The 16,808-nt window shown below is 68.4% G+C and carries 12 protein-coding genes; all 12 read left to right on the top strand.

Annotated elements, in window-relative coordinates; translation table 11 throughout:
* The first annotated feature begins 1 nt into the window (after nt 1).
* The 12 genes from H8R02_RS04255 to rfbH all read left to right on the top strand — a co-directional run bounded on the left by H8R02_RS04255 (nt 2) and on the right by rfbH (nt 16,806).
* On the top strand, nt 2–793 hold the full coding sequence (locus H8R02_RS04255) for a 3',5'-cyclic-nucleotide phosphodiesterase (RefSeq protein WP_187080086.1): 792 nt from the start codon (nt 2–4) through the stop codon (nt 791–793).
* Nucleotides 790–3,216: a GspE/PulE family protein gene (locus H8R02_RS04250; protein ID WP_187080085.1), complete on the top strand. Its 2,427-nt coding sequence runs from the start codon at nt 790–792 to the stop codon at nt 3,214–3,216. The genes H8R02_RS04255 and H8R02_RS04250 overlap by 4 nt, the downstream gene beginning before the upstream one ends.
* 190 nt (nt 3,217–3,406) lie before the next feature.
* The gene (locus H8R02_RS04245) at nt 3,407–3,820 is read left to right on the top strand and encodes a pilin (RefSeq protein ID WP_187080084.1); all 414 of its coding nucleotides are present in this window, start codon (nt 3,407–3,409) and stop codon (nt 3,818–3,820) included.
* Between the two features lie 72 nt (nt 3,821–3,892).
* Nucleotides 3,893–4,306 carry a pilin gene (locus H8R02_RS04240; RefSeq protein WP_187080083.1) on the top strand — a complete coding sequence of 138 codons (414 nt, stop codon included), beginning with the start codon at nt 3,893–3,895 and terminating at the stop codon, nt 4,304–4,306.
* A 189-nt stretch (nt 4,307–4,495) separates the two neighbouring features.
* A complete protein-coding gene (locus H8R02_RS04235; RefSeq protein WP_187080082.1) occupies nt 4,496–4,909 on the top strand; it encodes a pilin in 414 nt (137 codons plus the stop codon).
* A gap of 64 nt (nt 4,910–4,973) precedes the next feature.
* Nucleotides 4,974–5,321: a hypothetical protein gene (locus tag H8R02_RS04230; protein ID WP_187080081.1), complete on the top strand. Its 348-nt coding sequence runs from the start codon at nt 4,974–4,976 to the stop codon at nt 5,319–5,321.
* Nucleotides 5,322–5,377: 56 nt separating this feature from the next.
* Nucleotides 5,378–8,278: an O-linked N-acetylglucosamine transferase family protein gene (locus H8R02_RS04225; RefSeq protein ID WP_187080080.1), complete on the top strand. Its 2,901-nt coding sequence runs from the start codon at nt 5,378–5,380 to the stop codon at nt 8,276–8,278.
* 8 nt (nt 8,279–8,286) lie between these two features.
* A complete protein-coding gene (locus H8R02_RS04220) occupies nt 8,287–10,749 on the top strand; it encodes a YfhO family protein (RefSeq protein ID WP_187080079.1) in 2,463 nt (820 codons plus the stop codon).
* A gap of 10 nt (nt 10,750–10,759) precedes the next feature.
* Nucleotides 10,760–12,238, top strand: coding sequence for a PglL family O-oligosaccharyltransferase (locus H8R02_RS04215; protein ID WP_187080078.1), 1,479 nt, complete (start codon nt 10,760–10,762; stop codon nt 12,236–12,238).
* A gap of 10 nt (nt 12,239–12,248) precedes the next feature.
* Nucleotides 12,249–14,702: a YfhO family protein gene (locus H8R02_RS04210; RefSeq protein WP_187080077.1), complete on the top strand. Its 2,454-nt coding sequence runs from the start codon at nt 12,249–12,251 to the stop codon at nt 14,700–14,702.
* Nucleotides 14,699–15,484, top strand: coding sequence for a glucose-1-phosphate cytidylyltransferase (rfbF, locus tag H8R02_RS04205; RefSeq protein ID WP_187080076.1), 786 nt, complete (start codon nt 14,699–14,701; stop codon nt 15,482–15,484). The genes H8R02_RS04210 and rfbF overlap by 4 nt, the downstream gene beginning before the upstream one ends.
* The gene (gene rfbH / locus H8R02_RS04200) at nt 15,481–16,806 is read left to right on the top strand and encodes a lipopolysaccharide biosynthesis protein RfbH (protein WP_187080075.1); all 1,326 of its coding nucleotides are present in this window, start codon (nt 15,481–15,483) and stop codon (nt 16,804–16,806) included. The genes rfbF and rfbH overlap by 4 nt, the downstream gene beginning before the upstream one ends.
* The last annotated feature ends 2 nt before the right edge of the window (nt 16,807–16,808 follow it).

Genomic DNA, 16,808 nt, shown 5'->3' with positions numbered 1-16,808 from the left:
GATGAAGGTGCGGGTGCTGGGCTGCTCCGGCGCGATCGCGAAAGAGTGCCGGACCACGTCGTTCCTGATCGACGGCGACGTCCTCATCGACGCGGGCACCGGCGTGGGCGACCTCACGCTCGAGGAGATGATGCGCATCAAGCACGTGCTGCTGACGCATTCGCACCTGGACCACGTGGCGGCGCTGCCGCTGATGGTCGACAGCATCGCCTCCATGCTCACCGAGCCGGTGAAGATCCACGCGCTGCCCGGCACGCTGGCCGCCATCAAGGCGCACGTCTTCAACAACGTGATCTGGCCGGACTTCAGCCGCATCCCCACGCCCGAGGCGCCCTTCGTGAGCTTCCACGAGATCCACGTGGGGCAGGTGCTGGACATCAACGGCAAGAAGATCGAGGTGCTGCCGGCCGTGCACACGGTGCCGGCCTGCGGCTACGCGGTGGACGTGACGCACGGCGCGTGGGTGTTCACCGGCGACACCGAGCGCAACCCCGCTTTCTGGCGCCGCCTGAACCAGCTGGACGTCGCGGCGCTGGTGATCGAGACGGCCTTCTCCAACCGGGAGAAGGACCTCGCGCGCCGCAGCCTGCACCTGTCGCCCCATGCGCTGGCCGAGGAGCTGGACATGATCGACAAGGGCAAGCGCTTCCCGATCTTCATCACGCACACCAAGCCGGCGGAGACCGAGCTGATCATGACCGAGATCCAGAAGTTCGACCAGACGCAGCCGTTCGGGCCGAATGTCGTGCATGACATCCGCTGGCTGCGCGCGGGACAGGAGTTCGAACTATGAGTGCAGTCCTCAAGCCCAACACCCACGAACGCGATTCGCAGGCGTTCTTCGACTCGCAGATGCTGCCGCCCGAGAAGCGGGGCGTCACGTTCGAGGCCCTTTTCTACAAGCAGCTGCAGCAGGTCACGACCAAGGTCCACGCGACCGACAACGTCGACCAGATCATGCTGGACGCCAGCGCCGACATCTGCAAGCTGTTCAACGCCGATCGCCTGACGTTGTACGCGATCAACGAGGACCGCACGGCGATCGTCTCGAAGCTCAAGACCGGCCTGAACACCGCGAAGGACCTGAAGCTGCCGATCAGCGCGCAGAGCATCGCCGGCTACGTTGCCTTCTCCAAGCAGATGGTGAACATCGCCGACGTCTACGACGACGAGGCGCTCAAGCGCATCCACCCGTCGCTCGCGTTCCTCAAGGAGGTCGACAAGCGCTCCGGCTACCGCACGAAGCAGATGCTCGTGATGCCGATCCTCGACGGCGACGTGCTCCACGGCGTGCTGCAGGTCATCAACAACAAGAGCGACGTGCCCTTCGGCGACCTGGAGATCGACGGCGCGCAGCAGCTTTGCCAGACGCTCGCCACCGCCATCCGCCAGCGCATGCAGAAGGCGGAGGAGGGCGCGCGGCGCAAGTCCTCCAAGTACGACGGCCTGCTGCAGAACGGCGTGATCACCGCCGAGGAACTCGCCACCGCGGTGCAGAAGGCGCGCGAGGAGGCCAAGCCGGTCGAGTACGTGCTGATGGCCGACTTCGGCATCCGGCCGGCGCAGATCGGCCCGTCGCTCGCGAAGTTCTTCGGCGTGCCCTACGAGCCCTTCAACCCGGGGCGCATCAAGGTCGAGGCCCTGCAGGGCAACCTCAAGCGCGAGTTCGTGACCGAGCAGGGCTGGATGCCGCTGGAGGAGGGGCCCGAGGGGCTGATCGTGATGTGCACGGACCCCGAGGCCGTGCGCGGCTCGCGGGTGGTGCCGCAGATCTTCCCGCGCATCGGCAAGTTCGCGTACCGCGTCACGACGCAGACCGAATTCGACGAGACGCTCGCGCAGCTGTGGGGCGTGTCCGAGGCCGACGGCGGCCAGTCGATGGACGAGCTGCTCGCGGACCTGAATGCGCCGGTCGACGACGAGGGCAGCACCGAGGAGACCGACGCCGCCTCCGCCGCGTCCGACAACGAGCTGGTCAAGTTCGTCAACAAGATCATCGTCGACGCGTACAACCTGCGCGCGTCGGACATCCATATCGAGCCGATGCCCGGCAAGCTCAAGACCGGCATCCGCCTGCGCATCGACGGCTCGTTGCAGAACTTCGTCGAGGTGCCGGCGCACTTCCGCCAGGCGCTGGTCACGCGCCTGAAGATCATGTGCGACCTCGACATCTCCGAGAAGCGCAAGCCCCAGGACGGCAAGATCAAGTTCAAGAAGTTCGGCCCGCTGGACATCGAGCTGCGGGTGGCCACCATCCCGTCGGCAGGCGGCGTCGAGGACGTGGTCATGCGTATCCTGGCGGCCGGCGAGCCGATCCCGATGGAGAAGCTGGGCCTCACGCCGCACAACAAGGAGAACCTCGAGAAGACGGTCAGCAAGCCCTACGGCCTGTTCTACGTCTGCGGTCCCACGGGCTCCGGCAAGACGACCACGCTGCACTCGATCCTGAAGTTCCTCAACACGCCGGACACCAAGATCTGGACCGCCGAGGACCCGGTCGAAATCACGCAGAAGGGCCTGCGGCAGGTGCAGGTGAACAAGAAGGCGGGCATCGATTTCGCCCTCGTGATGCGCGCCTTCCTGCGTGCCGACCCGGACATCATCATGGTGGGCGAGTCGCGCGACAAGGAAACGGTGTCGATGGGCATCGAGGCGTCGCTCACGGGCCACCTCGTGTTCTCCACGCTGCACACGAACTCCGCGCCGGAATCGATCATCCGCCTGCTGGACATGGGCATGGACCCGTTCAACTTCGCGGACGCGCTGCTGGGCATCCTGGCGCAGCGCCTGGCCAAGCGCCTGTGCGACTGCAAGGAGGGCTACTACCCCGAGCAGGAGGAGATCAAGACCTTCATCGCCGAGTACGCCGAGGACCTGCGGCACACCGCCGCGTGGAAGGCCGACTACGCAGGCGAGGCCAAGAAGCTGTACGAGACCTGGCTGAAGCACTATGGCGACAACGGCCGCCTGAAGTTCTACCGGGCGGTCGGCTGCGACAAGTGCAACAAGACCGGCTACAAGGGCCGGGTCGGCCTGCACGAGCTCCTGATCGGCACGGACGAAGTCAAGAAGCTGATCCAGGAGCGCGCCCGCGTGGCCGAGATCTTCGTGGCGGCTGTCGGCAGCGGCATGCGCACGCTGAAGATGGACGGCATGGAGAAGATCATGATGGGCACGACCGACATCAAGCAGGTCCGCTCCGTCTGCATCAAGTAGTCACATAGCGCAAAGAGTGGTTGACAAGTTTGTCGGGGCCGCGGCCTCGGCAGCTCATCCTTGCGCCTGTTGAGTTGTGTTTTAATCCGTTTGCACTATACGAATCCGCCTGTCGCGCCGGCGGGCCGGCGAACGGCGATGGCATGCCGATTGCGGTAACGCATCGCTTCTTCAACAGAACGGAGGTTCCATGAAGCGTCAACTGCAGCAGGGCTTCACGCTCATCGAACTGATGATCGTCGTGGCCATCATCGGTATCCTGGCGGCCGTCGCCCTGCCCGCGTACCAGGACTACACGATCCGCGCCAAGGTCTCCGAGCTGATGCTCGCGGCCAGCGGCGCACGCACCTGCATCACCGAGCTCACGCAATCCAACGGCGGCATCATCCCGAGCAACGTCTCGGCCGACTGCTCCATCGCCGCGGTCGGCAAGGTGTCCTCGGCGGACGTCGGTGCCAACGGCGTCGTGACGATCGTCGGCAACTCGGCATCGGTCGGCGCGGCGGTCACCGTGACGCTCGTGCCCGCGGCTTCGGGCGGCACGCTCACCTGGACGTGCGCCGGAACCCCCCTGAAGTACCTCCCCGGCAGTTGCCGCGGCTGATCGAACGATCGGCCCGGCCCCAGCGCTCTCAGTCGTCGTCGAGGGCTTCCTTTCCACCCACTCGGAGAAAACATGAAACGTCAATTACAACAGGGCTTCACCCTCATCGAACTGATGATCGTCGTCGCGATCATCGGCATCCTGGCGGCCGTCGCGCTGCCCGCCTACCAGGACTACACGATCCGCGCGAAAGTGTCGGAGCTGATGCTGTCGGCCTCCGGCGCTCGCACCTGCGTCACTGAGCTGACCCAGTCCAACGGCGGCACGATCCCCAGCAACGTGTCGGCCGACTGCTCCATCGCGGCCGTCGGCAAGGTGTCCGCGGCTTCCGTGGACGCGGCCGGCATCGTGACAGTGAGCGGCAACTCGGCCTCCGTCGGCGCGGCCGTCACGGTGACGCTGACCCCCACCGCCAGCGGCGGCACGCTGACCTGGACCTGCCAGGGCTCGCCCGTGAAGTACCTGCCGGGTACCTGCCGCGGCTGATCGTCCGCTGTGACATGGCAAGGCCTCCTCGCGGAGGCCTTTGTCATTGTTGAATGACAGGAATGTCACGCCATTCGCCGCATTCGTCACGATGACGGCGGCCAGTGCGGGTTTTTCAACGCGAAAGCCCGCAGCGGCCAAAGGCATGTGAATTGCTTGTCGAGAGTTCCAATCATTTCTGGAGGTGTAATGAAGCGTCAACTGCAACAGGGCTTCACCCTGATCGAACTGATGATCGTGGTCGCGATCATCGGCATCCTGGCGGCGGTGGCCCTGCCGGCTTACCAGGACTACACGATCCGCGCCAAGGTCTCGGAGCTGATGCTTTCCGCCTCCGGCGCGCGCACGTGCGTGACCGAGCTGACCCAGTCCAACGGCGGCACGATCCCGAGCAACGTCTCGGCCGACTGCTCCGTCGCGCCCGTCGGCAAGGTGTCCGCGGCTTCCGTCGCGGCGAACGGCGTCGTCACCGTCAGCGGCAACTCCGCCTCCGTCGGTGCGGCCGTCACGGTCACTTTGACGCCCACGGCCAGTGGCGGTACGCTCACGTGGACCTGCCAGGGTTCGCCGGTCAAGTACCTGCCGGGTACGTGCCGCGGCTGATTTCGCTGCGGTCCCGAAAGCAAGCCCCCGCGAGCCGGGGGCTTTTCATTCCGGAAGTCGCGCGATGCTGAAGTTCCTGAGTACCGAGGCCGAAAAGGAGTTCGTTGCCGGCCTGGTGACGAAGCTCAAGGCGTCCCTGCCGCCCGACAGCGTGGCCGGCGCGGGCAAGGGCGCCACCGTCAACCGCATCACGCGCCAGCTCGAGAAGACGTACGAGACGGCGTCCGACTACCAGGCCGAGCGCCGCCTGGGGTTCTTCCGGCGCGCGGCATTCGCCAACCACTTCAAGTGGGAGCTGCGCAATGCCGGTTATTCCGACGAGTTCATCGACGTCGCGACCGAGGGCCTCGTGATGGAGATGTCGAAGGCCGCCGCGAAACGCCCCGCCGCCCCGGGCGGGGGCGGCCGGTAACCTTATGATCCGGCCGCGGCAATGGTGCCGCGGTCCCGACCCCCCGGAAGCGCCCGATGCTGGCCAACCTCCTCCGCCGCTTCGTGCCCAAGTCGAAGCGGGCCGCGCAATGGCGCGAGAACATGCTCGTCGAAGCAGTGAAGCTGCGCGAGGCGGGCGACGTCACGCGCTCGATGGAGAAGCTGCGCGAAGTGCTGGAGCGCGAGCCGGGCGAGCTGCGCGCGCTCAACGACCTCGGCGCCTGCCTCGCGTACGTCGGCCGCTCCAAGGATGCCGAGCACGTCTTCGAGCTGGCCTATTCGCTCGACGACACTTTCCTGCCGACGATCATCAACCACGCGCGCGTGCTGCTGGACCAGAAGCGCGGCGCGGAGGCGATGCGCTTCCTGCGGCGCGCGAAAGTCGTCGACCCCGAGGCGATCCAGGCGGAAGCCTTCTACGCGGCCTACTGCATCGGCAATGGCGACGCCGAGCGCGCCGCGCGTTTCCACCTGCGCGCGTGGCTCGCCGAGTTCGACAGCCTGCGGCACGGCAACTCCTTCCTCTGGAACCTCGCTTATGCCGACGTGACCGAGGAGCGCATCGCGTCCGAGCACCGCTTCTGGGCCGACACGGCGCCGCCCGCCGCGCACGGCGAGAAGCCGCTCGCGCCGCAGCCCCTCGAAGGCCGCCGCATCCGCATCGGCTACCTCTCGCCGGACTTCCGCAGCCACTCGGTGCGCTACTTCTTCCGGCCGCTGCACGAGAACCATGACCGCGACCGCTTCGAGCTGTTCCTGTACCACGACTCGCCCGTCACCGACGCCCAGACGAAGCTGATCGAGGCCGCGTCCGAGCACTTCCTCGACGTGCACGAGATGTCCGACGCCGCGCTGATCGACCGCGTGCGCGAGGACCGCATCGACATCCTCGTCGAACTGGCGGGCCACACGTCGTTCAACCGCCTGCACCTGTTCCAGCGCAGGCTGGCGCCGGTACAGATGACGGCGCTGGGCGACCCTTCGACGACCGGGCTGCGCGGGCTCGACGCGAAACTCGTGGACGTGCACGCGGCCGGCCCCGACCCGCAGCGCTACTACACCGAGGCGCCGGTGGCGTTGCCCGGCACCTTCTGGTGCTTCGACCCGATGGAGGACGCACCGGAGCCGGCGCCGCCGCCGGTGCTGGCCAAGGGCTACGTGACGTTCGGTTGCGCGGGCAACGTCGCCAAGATCTCGGCGCGCCTGCTTGCCGCATGGAAGTCGATCCTCGAGCGGGTGGAGGACAGCCGCCTGCTCGTGCGCTCCATCAGCTTCGAGGACGAGGAGTCGCGCAAGGCCAACGAGAAGCGCTTCGCCGCCGCGGGCCTGCCGATGGACCGCGTGGAGCTGCTCAAGCCGGCGCACGGCCACGCACTGTACGAGACCTACCATGAGCTCGACATCGTCCTCGACACTTTCCCGTTCAACGGTGGCACCACGTCGTGCCTGGCCGTCTACATGGGCGTGCCGGTGGTCAGCTTCTACGGCGAGTCGCTGATCAGCCGGATGGGCCTCTCGGTGATGGCTGCGATGGGCGCTGCCGACCTTGCAGTGCCCGACCTCGACGCCTACGCCGACCGCGCGGTGGCGCTTGCCCGCGATGTCGACTTCCTCACGCGCTTCCGCGCCGGCGCGCGCGAGCAGTACCGCGCCTGCACCCTCGGCAACGGCAAACTGTTCGCACGCGATTTCGAGCGCGCTGTCGAAGACCTGCTCGCGCGCCGCAATGCAGGCGAGTTCCACTACGAAACCAAAGTGCCGGTGCTGCCAGCGCGCGAGCTGGTGCGCCGGGCATACGCGGTTGCGCGCTACGGCCGCGTCGAGGCCGCCAGGCGCATCGTCGCGCACTGCCTCGAGCACCACCCCGAAACCGGCACGGCCCACCTGCTGCGCGCGCAGCTGATGACGGTCGACGGCAAGGGCGACGAAGCCATCGCCTACCTGATCGAGCAGGGTAGCCGCCTGAACCCCGCGGAACACGCGTCGATGCTGATCCTTGCGATCCGCTTCCAGCTGCTCGCCGGCCGGCGCGACGCCGCGGGCGAGCTGCTGCAGCGCGCGCTCGCGCTCGACGTCACGGACGCCTTCGACCGCGAGCAGCTCGCGCTGTATCGCTGCGCGCTCGCGGCGGCCGACGCACCTGCCCGCGCCGCTGCCGCAGGGCCGGCGCGACGGATCGTGTTCGTCGTGCCCTGCGACGAGCCGGAGCGCTTCGACGCGATCCGGCGGCAGGTCAAGGCCACGTGCACTTGCCCGGACGGCTGGGAGATGGACTTCGAGCGTTGCCGCGAGCGCGACCGCATCGAGGCGTATGTCGAAGCACTGGCCGGTGCCGGGACCGACATCGTCGTGCTGATGCAGAAGAACGTCGAGATCCATGGCCCCGGGTTCGCACTGGAAGTGGCTGAAGCGCTCGAAGGCGCCGACGTCGTCGGCTTCGCCGGCGCGCGCCGCTGGACGCGCATGGACTGGCGTGCCGAGGAGTACGCGCTGAAGTCCGCCTGCTTCCTCTCGCGCTCGCGCGAGGCGGAGGGCTTCACCGACGTCAACATCGTCGGCGCGGGCACGGCGCGCCGCGCCGACGGCATGGCGGTACTCGATGGCGCCTTGCTCGCCGCGCGCGCGGGCGTGCCGGCCCTCTTCGACGAGGAACTGCTCGGCTCGCATGCCCTGCTGGAGGAGTTCTGGAGCAACCGGCTCGCGGCCGAGGGCCGCCGGCTCGTCGTCAGCCGCGACCTCGGCGTCTTCGTCGACGCCGCGATCCCGCTGGACACGTCGAACCACGCCGAAGCGCGCGTGCGCTGCGCCGACCTGCTGGCCCTGGAGCCCTTCCCGATGACGGACGAGGACACGCTGGCGCTCTCCGTTCCCGTGCGCAGCCCCGCGGAGGCGGCGCAGGTCGCCAGCGCGTTCTTCGCCGAACGGCAGCCCGCCTAGGGGGCGCGATGAGACGCGAAGCCGTGGACCTGGGCCTGCCCGATGCGGCGGCGGGCGCGCCGGTGCAGCGAACGTGGCTGCGCTGGGGCCCGGCGCTGCTGCTGGCCTTGCTGGCGCTGGTCGCGCTCGTGGTCCTGTTCCCGTTCATCACCGGCGAGTACGACTTCGCCTTCCTCGACGTGGCGACCGACACGCACCAGGGGCGCGCCGGCAGCATGCACCTCGCGCGACTTTTCGCCACCGAAGGCATCCCCGGCTGGTCGTTCAGCATCGGGCTGGGCGCGCCGACGCTGTTCATGTTCAACGACCCGTTCATGCTCCTCAGCCAGCTGGGCGGGGCCGACCATGTCGCCCAGCTGCGCCTCTGGGTCTACCTGCTGAAGATCGCGCTGGGCGGCGGCTTCTTCTACCTGCTGGCCCGCAGCTGGGCCGAGCGCCGCGAAACGGCGGTGATCGCGGCGCTGGCGTATTCGTTCTGCGGCTACGTCGTCGTCAACGGCATCTGGGACTCGGAGACGAACATCTTCGTCTTCGCGCCGCTCGTGGCCTGGGCCATCCGGCGCCACCTGCGCACGGGCGACGTGGTGGCGCTGCCGCTGGCCCTCGCGGCGACCCTGTGCGCCGGCGTGTTCTTCCTGCTCGTCGGCGTGTCGCTGCTCGTGGCGTTCGCACTGTGCGTGGCGGCGGCGGAGCAGCCGCGCGCGATGGCGCGCCGCTGGCTGCTGGGCGTGCTGCCGCTGTGCGCCCTCGGTTTCGTGCTGGCCGCGCCGTTCGAGCTGCCCATGGTGCTGCAGCTGTTCGACAGCCCGCGCATCGGCACCGCCTCGCAACTGGAGCGTTTCATCGACCGCGGGCTCGCACCGAGCGAGGGCTACCAGCTGCTGCTGCAGCTGGGCGGCCTGTTCCACAAGGACATCTTCGGCGTCGCCAATTACCACTGGTCGTGGATGCAGTACCTCGACAGCCCGGGCTTCTACGTCGGCATGCTGCCGCTGGTGGTGCTGCCGCAGCTGTGGCGCGGCACGGCCGCCGACCGGCGCCTGCTCGTCGTGGGGCTCGTGGGCATCGCGGTGTACATGCTGTTCCCGCTGGTGCGGCTGTCTGCCTTCGGCTTCGCGGCGCCGTACTACCGCGGCACGCTGGTCTGGGTGACGCTCGGCCTGCTGGTGCTCGGCGTGCGCGCGCTCGACCGCGTCCTGGTGCACGGCGTCGACCGCCGGATGCTGCTCGTCGGCGCGGGGACCCTGCTGGTGCTGCTCGAAGTCGTCGCCTGGCTGGCCCCGGTGCAGATCGAGCACGCGGCCCGCATGGCCTTCGCGATCATCGCGTGGGGCGTGGTGCTCGCGACGGCTGCGACCGGGCGCATCTCGCGCGCGGCATTGCCGGCGGTGCTGCTGGCGCTGCTCGCCGTGGAACTTGCGGCAACGGCCTGGCCCTCGTTCAACGAGAAGCGCATGCTCGTGAAGCCGGACGAGCGGCCCTTCGACGACCTGTCGCTGCCCGCGCTCGCCGCGATCCGCGCCGACAACCCGCCGCCCTTCTACCGGGTGGAGAAGACGTTCGACAGCCTCGCGTGGGTGCTGAACGACGCGCTCGCGCAGGACTATCGCGGCGTGAAGTCGTACTACTACCATGGACGCTCCGTGGTCCGCTTCCACGAGAACATGGACCTGCTCACGGGCTCGAAGCTCGTGAACCACACCAACTGGCTGCCGTCCCCCGGCAACCGCTACATGCTGCACAGCGCGCTGGGTGTGCGCTACCTCATCAGCCATATCCCGCTGAACTGGTACGGCCTGCAGAAGGTCGCCGCGGGCCGCGGCTGGTCCGTGTACCGCAACGAGTTCGCGCTGCCGCTGGGTGTGGTGCACACGCGCCAGGTCACGGAGGCGCAGATGCAGCTGTTCGCCTGCCTGCGGCGCGGGGTGTGGCTGAAGGACCTCGTGCTCGCGAACGCCGTCGTGCTCGGCGAGCCGATGCCGCGGTGGGGACGCCTTGCCGACCTCTCGATGCCTGCCCATGACAGCGACGCCGGCGTGCCGCCCGAGTACGGCATCGTCGGCATCGGCGGCTGGACGCACGTCTGGGCGGCCCGCAGCGACCTCGACGATCCGTCGAAGTACACCGAGTCCCATTACGCGGAGCCGGCCCGCGCACTCCAGCGCACCGGACTCGAAGTCACGCATTTCGCCAACGACCACGTCGCCGGCACCATCCGCCCCGAGGAACGCGGCATCCTCGTCTTCTCGATTCCGGCCTCGCGCGGCTGGACGCTGCAGGTCGACGGCCAACCCGTGCCGTGGTTCGCCGCGAACTACGGCATGCTCGCCGCGCCGGTCGAGGCGGGCACGCACCGCATCGAATTGAAGTACCGCGTGCCGGGCCTGGTGCAGGGGCTCTGGCTGGCCGGTGCCGGGCTCGGCGTGCTGCTGCTGTTGCTGCTGCGCGCGCGCCGGCGCGCCGCCGCCTGAAGTTGCACGCATGCATCCACGCGCGCTTCGCATGCCCCTGCTGCTGCTCATGGTCCTGCCATGGCTGTGGGCCTACACGCCGGGCCCGTCGCCCAACGTGGGCCCGCTGCTCGGTGCGTGGACCTGCCTGCTGCTGTCAGTGCCGCTGCTGCTCGCGGGCGATCGCACCGAACTGCTGCGCGCCACCTTGCCGCAGGCCTGGACCGTCGCGGCGCTCGTGTCGGCCGTGATCGGCCTCGCGCAGTGGTTCGGCGTGGCGCCGGACGTTGCGGGCATCAGCACGGCGCAGGTCGGCGAGGCGTACGGCAACCTGCGCCAGCGCAACCAGTTCGCCACGTTGATGTCGCTGGGGCTGGCCGCGCTGGTCTGGGCACCTTCCATGCCGAAGGCGCCGACGTACGCGGCAGCGGCCCTGCTCGCAGTCGCGAGCGTCGCGTCATCCTCGCGCACCGGGCTGCTGCAGGTCGCCGCGATCACTGTCCTCGCAGCTGCGTGGCCGGGTGCGCGCGGCGAGCGGCTGCGGACCTGTGCGGTGGCGATTGCGGCTTACATCGCGGCCGTCCTGCTGCTCCCCTGGGCGCTGATGGAGTGGCGCGGCGTGGATGCGGCCACGGCCGTCGGCCGCGCGTTCAGCGAGCTGGGGTGCAGCAGCCGCAAGGTGTTGTGGGGCAACGTGGCATACCTCATCGCGCAGCGGCCGTGGACCGGCTGGGGCATCGGCGAACTCGATTACGCGCACTACGCCACGCTGTATCCGGGCGAGCGCTTCTGCGACATCCTCGACAACGCGCACAACCTGCCGCTGCACATCGCGGTGGAACTGGGCGTGCCCGCCGCGCTGCTGGTGACGGCCGTGCTGCTCGCGGCCGTGTGGCGCGGGCGGCCGTGGCACGAGGCGGACACGCACCGGCAACTCGCATGGACCGCGCTGCTGCTCATTGCGCTGCACAGCATGCTCGAATACCCGCTCTGGTACGGGCCCTTCCAGCTGGCCGCCCTGTACTCGGTGCTGCTGCTGTTGCCGCAGCGGCGCCCCGGCTACTCGCTGCGCATCGGGGCCGCAGCGGGCGCGTTCGTGGGGCTCGGGCTGGCCGCCATCGCGTACGCGGCTTTCGAGTACGCCAAGGTGAGCCAGGCCTACCGCCTGCCGCCCGACCGCTGGCGGGCTTTCCGGGAAGACCCGATCGCCGCCGCGGGCCGCACGCTCCTCTTCGGCGCGCAACTGCACTTCGCGGAGCTGTCGATCAGCGACGTCGATGCGCGCACCGCGCAGCGCGTGCACGAACTCGCGCTCGGCGCGCTGCACTACTCGCCCGAGCCCATGGTGGCGGAGAAGCTGATCGAGAGCGCCCGCCTGCTCGGGCGCGCGGACGAGGCCGCGTGGCACGCGGCGCGCTATCGCGCGGCGTTTCCCAAGGAATATGCACGCTGGCGGGGCGCATCCGCGGCGGATACGCAACACACGGCACCTATACTGGATTCGCGCTGAGGGGACATCGATGCACACAGGAGGAACGGAACTTTCCGCGGCGGCCACGCTGCCGCACGCAACGCCTGCCCCGCGCGAGGCCACGTGGAAGCAGTGGCTGCCGCTGCTCGGGCTGCAGGCGCTGGTCGCGCTGATCGTGCTCTTCCCGTTCATCACCGGCGTGCTGAACTTCGCGTTCCTCGACATCGCGTCCGACACGTACCACTCGATGACCGGCGGCATGCACCTGGCGCGCCTGCTCGGCCGCGAGGGCTTCTCCGGCTGGTCGTTCAGCCTCGGGCTGGGCGCGCCGGTCGTGTTCATGTTCAACGACCCCTTCGGGCTGCTCAGCCAGCTCGGCGGCGCCGAGCACGTGGCCGACCTGCGCATCTGGGTGTACCTGCTGAAGATCGCGCTGGGCGGCGGCTTCTTCTTCCTCTTCGCGCGCGGCTGGGTCGAGCGCAAGGAAAGCGCGCTGCTCGTGGCGCTCGCCTATTCGTTCTGCGGCTACATCGTCAGCAACGGCGTGTGGGATTCCGAGACCAGCATCTACGTGTTCGCGCCGCTGGTGCTGTGGGGCATCCAGCGCCACCTGCGCCATGGCGACGTCGTCACCTTCCCGCTCGCGGTCGCGGCGGTGCTGTCCACGGGCGTGTTCTTCCTGATGGTGGGCGTTTCGCTCGCGGTTGCGGGCGCGGTCTGCGTGGCTGCTTCCGAAGACCCGCGCGCGATGCTGCGCACCTGGCTCACGCGGATGGTGCCGCTCGCGGCGCTCGGCTTCCTGCTGGCCGCGCCCTACGTGATCCCGATGGCCCTGCAACTGCTCGACAGCCCGCGCGTCGGCGGCGGCACGGCCTCGGCACTCAGCCGCGTGGCGGGCGAGGCGTTCGCGGTGACGGACCTGTCGATGCTGCTGCTGCAGGTCGGCGGGCTGTTCCACAAGGACATCTTCGGCATCGGCGGCTTCCACCGTTCGTACATGAACTACCTGGAGAGCCCGGGGTTCTACGTCGGCATGCTGCCGCTCCTGGTCATCCCGCAGCTGTGGCGCGGCACGCCCGCGCAGCGCCGCATGCTCGTTGCCGGCCTCACGGCTATCGCGCTCTACATGCTGCTGCCGGTGTTCCGGCTTGCCGCATTCGGTTTCGCGGTGCCGTACTTCCGCGGCACGCTGATCTGGGTGACATTGGGCCTGCTGGTGCTCGCGACGCCCGCGCTCGATCGGGTGCTCACGCGCGGCGCGGACTTGCCGATGCTGGCCGTCGGCGCGGGTGCGGTGTGGCTGCTGCTGCTCGCGATGGCGTTCTTCCCGCCGGCATCCGGCGAGCACGCCGTGCGAATGGCCGTGTTCATCGCCGCGGGTGCGGCGGCGCTCGCCCTTGCCACGCGCGTGCGCGGGCTGCAGGCGAAGCTGCCCTCCATCCTGCTCGCGCTGATGATCGTGGAGCTCGTCACCACCGCGTGGCCCTCGTACTACGTGATGCGCACGCACGTGCGGCCCGACGAGCGCCCCTACGACGACGTGACGCTGCCCGCGCTCGATGCCATCCGCGCCGACAAGCCGCCCCTCTTCTACCGCGTGGAGAAGACCTTCGACACGTTCGGCCTCGGCGACGCGATGGCGCAGGACTACCGGGGCGTCAAGTCCTACTACTACCATGGCCGCGGCATCGTGAACTTCCATGCCGGCGTGGACATGCTGCTCGACGGCGGCAGCAAGCGGGCCGTCAATTTCACCAACTGGCTGCCGCCGCCGGGCAACCGCTTCATGCTGCAGTCGGTGCTGGGCGTGCGCTACATCGTCAGCCACTACCCGCTCGACTGGGTGGGGCTGGAGAAGGTCGGCTCGGGCAAGGACTGGTTCGCTTACCGCAACGAGCTCGCGTTTCCGCTGGGCGTGGTGCACACGAAGCAGGTGACGGCCGCCGAGATGGCAAGCCTTTCGTCCTTGCCGATCGAGCGCGCGCGCTGGCTCAAGGACCTCGCGCTCGTCAACGCGGTGGTGGTCGACACGCCGATGCCGCAACTGGGCGGCCGCTTCGACCTCGCCGCGGTCGCGGACAAGGGCGTGGTCAACGTGCCCGAGCACTACCTGCAGCCCGCGCAGGCGCTGCAGCGCACCGGCCTGCAGGTGACGCAGTTCTCGGACGACCACTTCAAGGGCACGATCCACCCGGACGCGCCCGGCATCCTTGTGTTCTCCATCCCCGCGTCGCGTGGCTGGCAGCTGCGCATCGATGGGCAGCCGGTGGATTGGATGACCGCGAATTTCGGCATGATCGCGGCGCCTGTTACCGCCGGTAAGCTCGAGGTGGAAATGCGCTACCGGCTGCCGGGGCTGGTGCCCGGTTTGCTGCTCGGCGCGCTGGCCGTTGCGGTACTTGTGCTCCTGCAGCGACGCCGCCGCGCCACTCGGGAACCCACAGCGCCCACACATCGTCGGGCGGCGGGCGCCGACACCCGCCAAGCTAATATCCCGGAATGAAGGCAGTCATCCTTGCGGGCGGGCTGGGAACGCGGATCTCCGAGGAGTCCAGCGTGCGGCCCAAGCCGATGATCGAGATCGGCGGGCGGCCCATCCTCTGGCACATCCTGAAGATGTACTCGGCCCACGGCATCCACGAATTCGTGATCTGCTGCGGCTACAAGGGCTACGTCATCAAGGAGTACTTCGCCAACTACTTCCTGCACATGTCCGACGTGACGTTCGACATGGCTTCCAACCGCATGGAAGTGCACCACCGCAACGCCGAACCCTGGCGCGTCACGCTGGTCGACACCGGCGACAAGACCGGCACCGGCGGCCGCGTCAAGCGCGTCTCGGAGTACGTGCAGGACGGCGACTTCTGCATGACGTACGGCGACGGCGTCGGCAACGTCGACATCGCCGAGCTCGTCGCCTTCCACCGCCACCACGGCCGCATGGCCACCATGACGGCCGTGCGGCCGCCGGGCCGCTTCGGCGCGGTGCAGCTCGATGGCACGGCCATCCGCCAGTTCATGGAAAAGCCGCTGGGCGACGGTGGCTGGATCAATGGCGGCTTCTTCGTGCTCTCGCCCAAGGTGCTGGAGCTGATCGAAGGCGACGACACGTCGTGGGAGTCGGGGCCGCTTGTGGCGATGGCTCACGCCGGCAACCTGCAGGCCTACATGCATCACGGCTTCTGGCAACCGATGGACACGCTGCGCGACAAGACCTACCTCGAGGAACTGTGGGCGAGCGGCTCGCCGCCGTGGAAGATGTGGCAACCGGAGGGACGCCGATGAACAGGGACACGCTCCTGGACCTGCGCGCGCGCATCGGCGCGTTGGTGGACGAATACGCGGCGATCGCGCTCAAGCGCCAGCCGTTCATGCCGGGCGCCACCATGGTGCCGGCCACCGGCAAGCTCATTGGCGCGGAGGAGCTGCGCTCGATGGTGGATGCGTCGCTCGACGGTTGGCTCACCACCGGGCGCTTCAACGACCAGTTCGAGACGGAGCTCGCGGCCTTCCTCGGCGTGAAGCACGCGATGACGGTGAACTCGGGTTCGTCCGCGAACCTCATCGCGTTCAGCGCGCTGACCAGCCCCAAGCTCGGTAGCCGCGCCATCAAGCCCGGCGACGAGGTGATCGGCGTGGCGGCGGGCTTCCCCACCACGGTGAATCCCATCGTGCAGTTCGGTGCCATTCCCGTGTTCGTGGACGTCGACATCGGCACCTACAACATCGACGTCGACGGCCTGCGCAAGGCCATCTCGCCGAAGACCAAGGCGATCATGCTCGCCCACACGCTGGGCAACCCGTACAACCTCGACGTCGTGCGCGAGGTCTGCGAGAAGCACCACCTGTGGCTCATCGAGGACTGCTGCGACGCGCTCGGCTCCACCTACCGCGGCCAGAAGGTCGGCACCTTCGGCGACTTCGGCACCCTCAGCTTCTACCCGGCGCACCACATCACGATGGGCGAGGGCGGCGCGGTGTTCACCAACAACTCCGAGCTGAAGGTGATCGCCGAGAGCTTCCGCGACTGGGGCCGCGACTGCTACTGCCCGCCCGGCAAGGAGAACACCTGCGGCAAGCGCTATTGCTGGAAGCTGGGCGACCTGCCCGAGGGCTACGACCACAAGTACATCTACAGCCACCTCGGCTACAACCTGAAGATCACGGACATGCAGGCGGCCTGCGGGCTCGCGCAGCTGCAGAAGGCGCCGGACTTCATCGCGCAGCGCAGGGCCAACTTCAAGTACCTGCGTGACAAGTTGGCGAGCTGCGAGGAGTACCTCGTGCTGCCCGAGCCGACCGAGCACTCCGACCCGTCGTGGTTCGGCTTCCCGCTGACGCTGAAAGACAACGCGCCCGTGACGCGCGTGGACCTTCTCACGTATCTCGACCAGCAACGGGTGGGCACGCGCCTGCTGTTCGCGGGCAACATCACGAGGCAGCCGTCGATGATGGGGCGCAACTGGCGCGCCGTCGGCGATTTGCGCAACAGCGACATCGTGATGAACAACACCTTCTGCATCGGGCTGCAGCCGCAGCTCACCACCGAGATGCTCGATTACGCCGTGAGCCGCGTCGAGGCCTTCCTCGGCGTGTCTTTCGAATAAGC

The organism is Ramlibacter albus (assembly GCF_014297445.1).
GTDB lineage: Bacteria > Pseudomonadota > Gammaproteobacteria > Burkholderiales > Burkholderiaceae_C > Ramlibacter > Ramlibacter albus.
The sequence above is the reverse complement of the archived record's forward strand: the minus strand, read 5'-3'. Positions and strand labels throughout refer to the sequence as shown.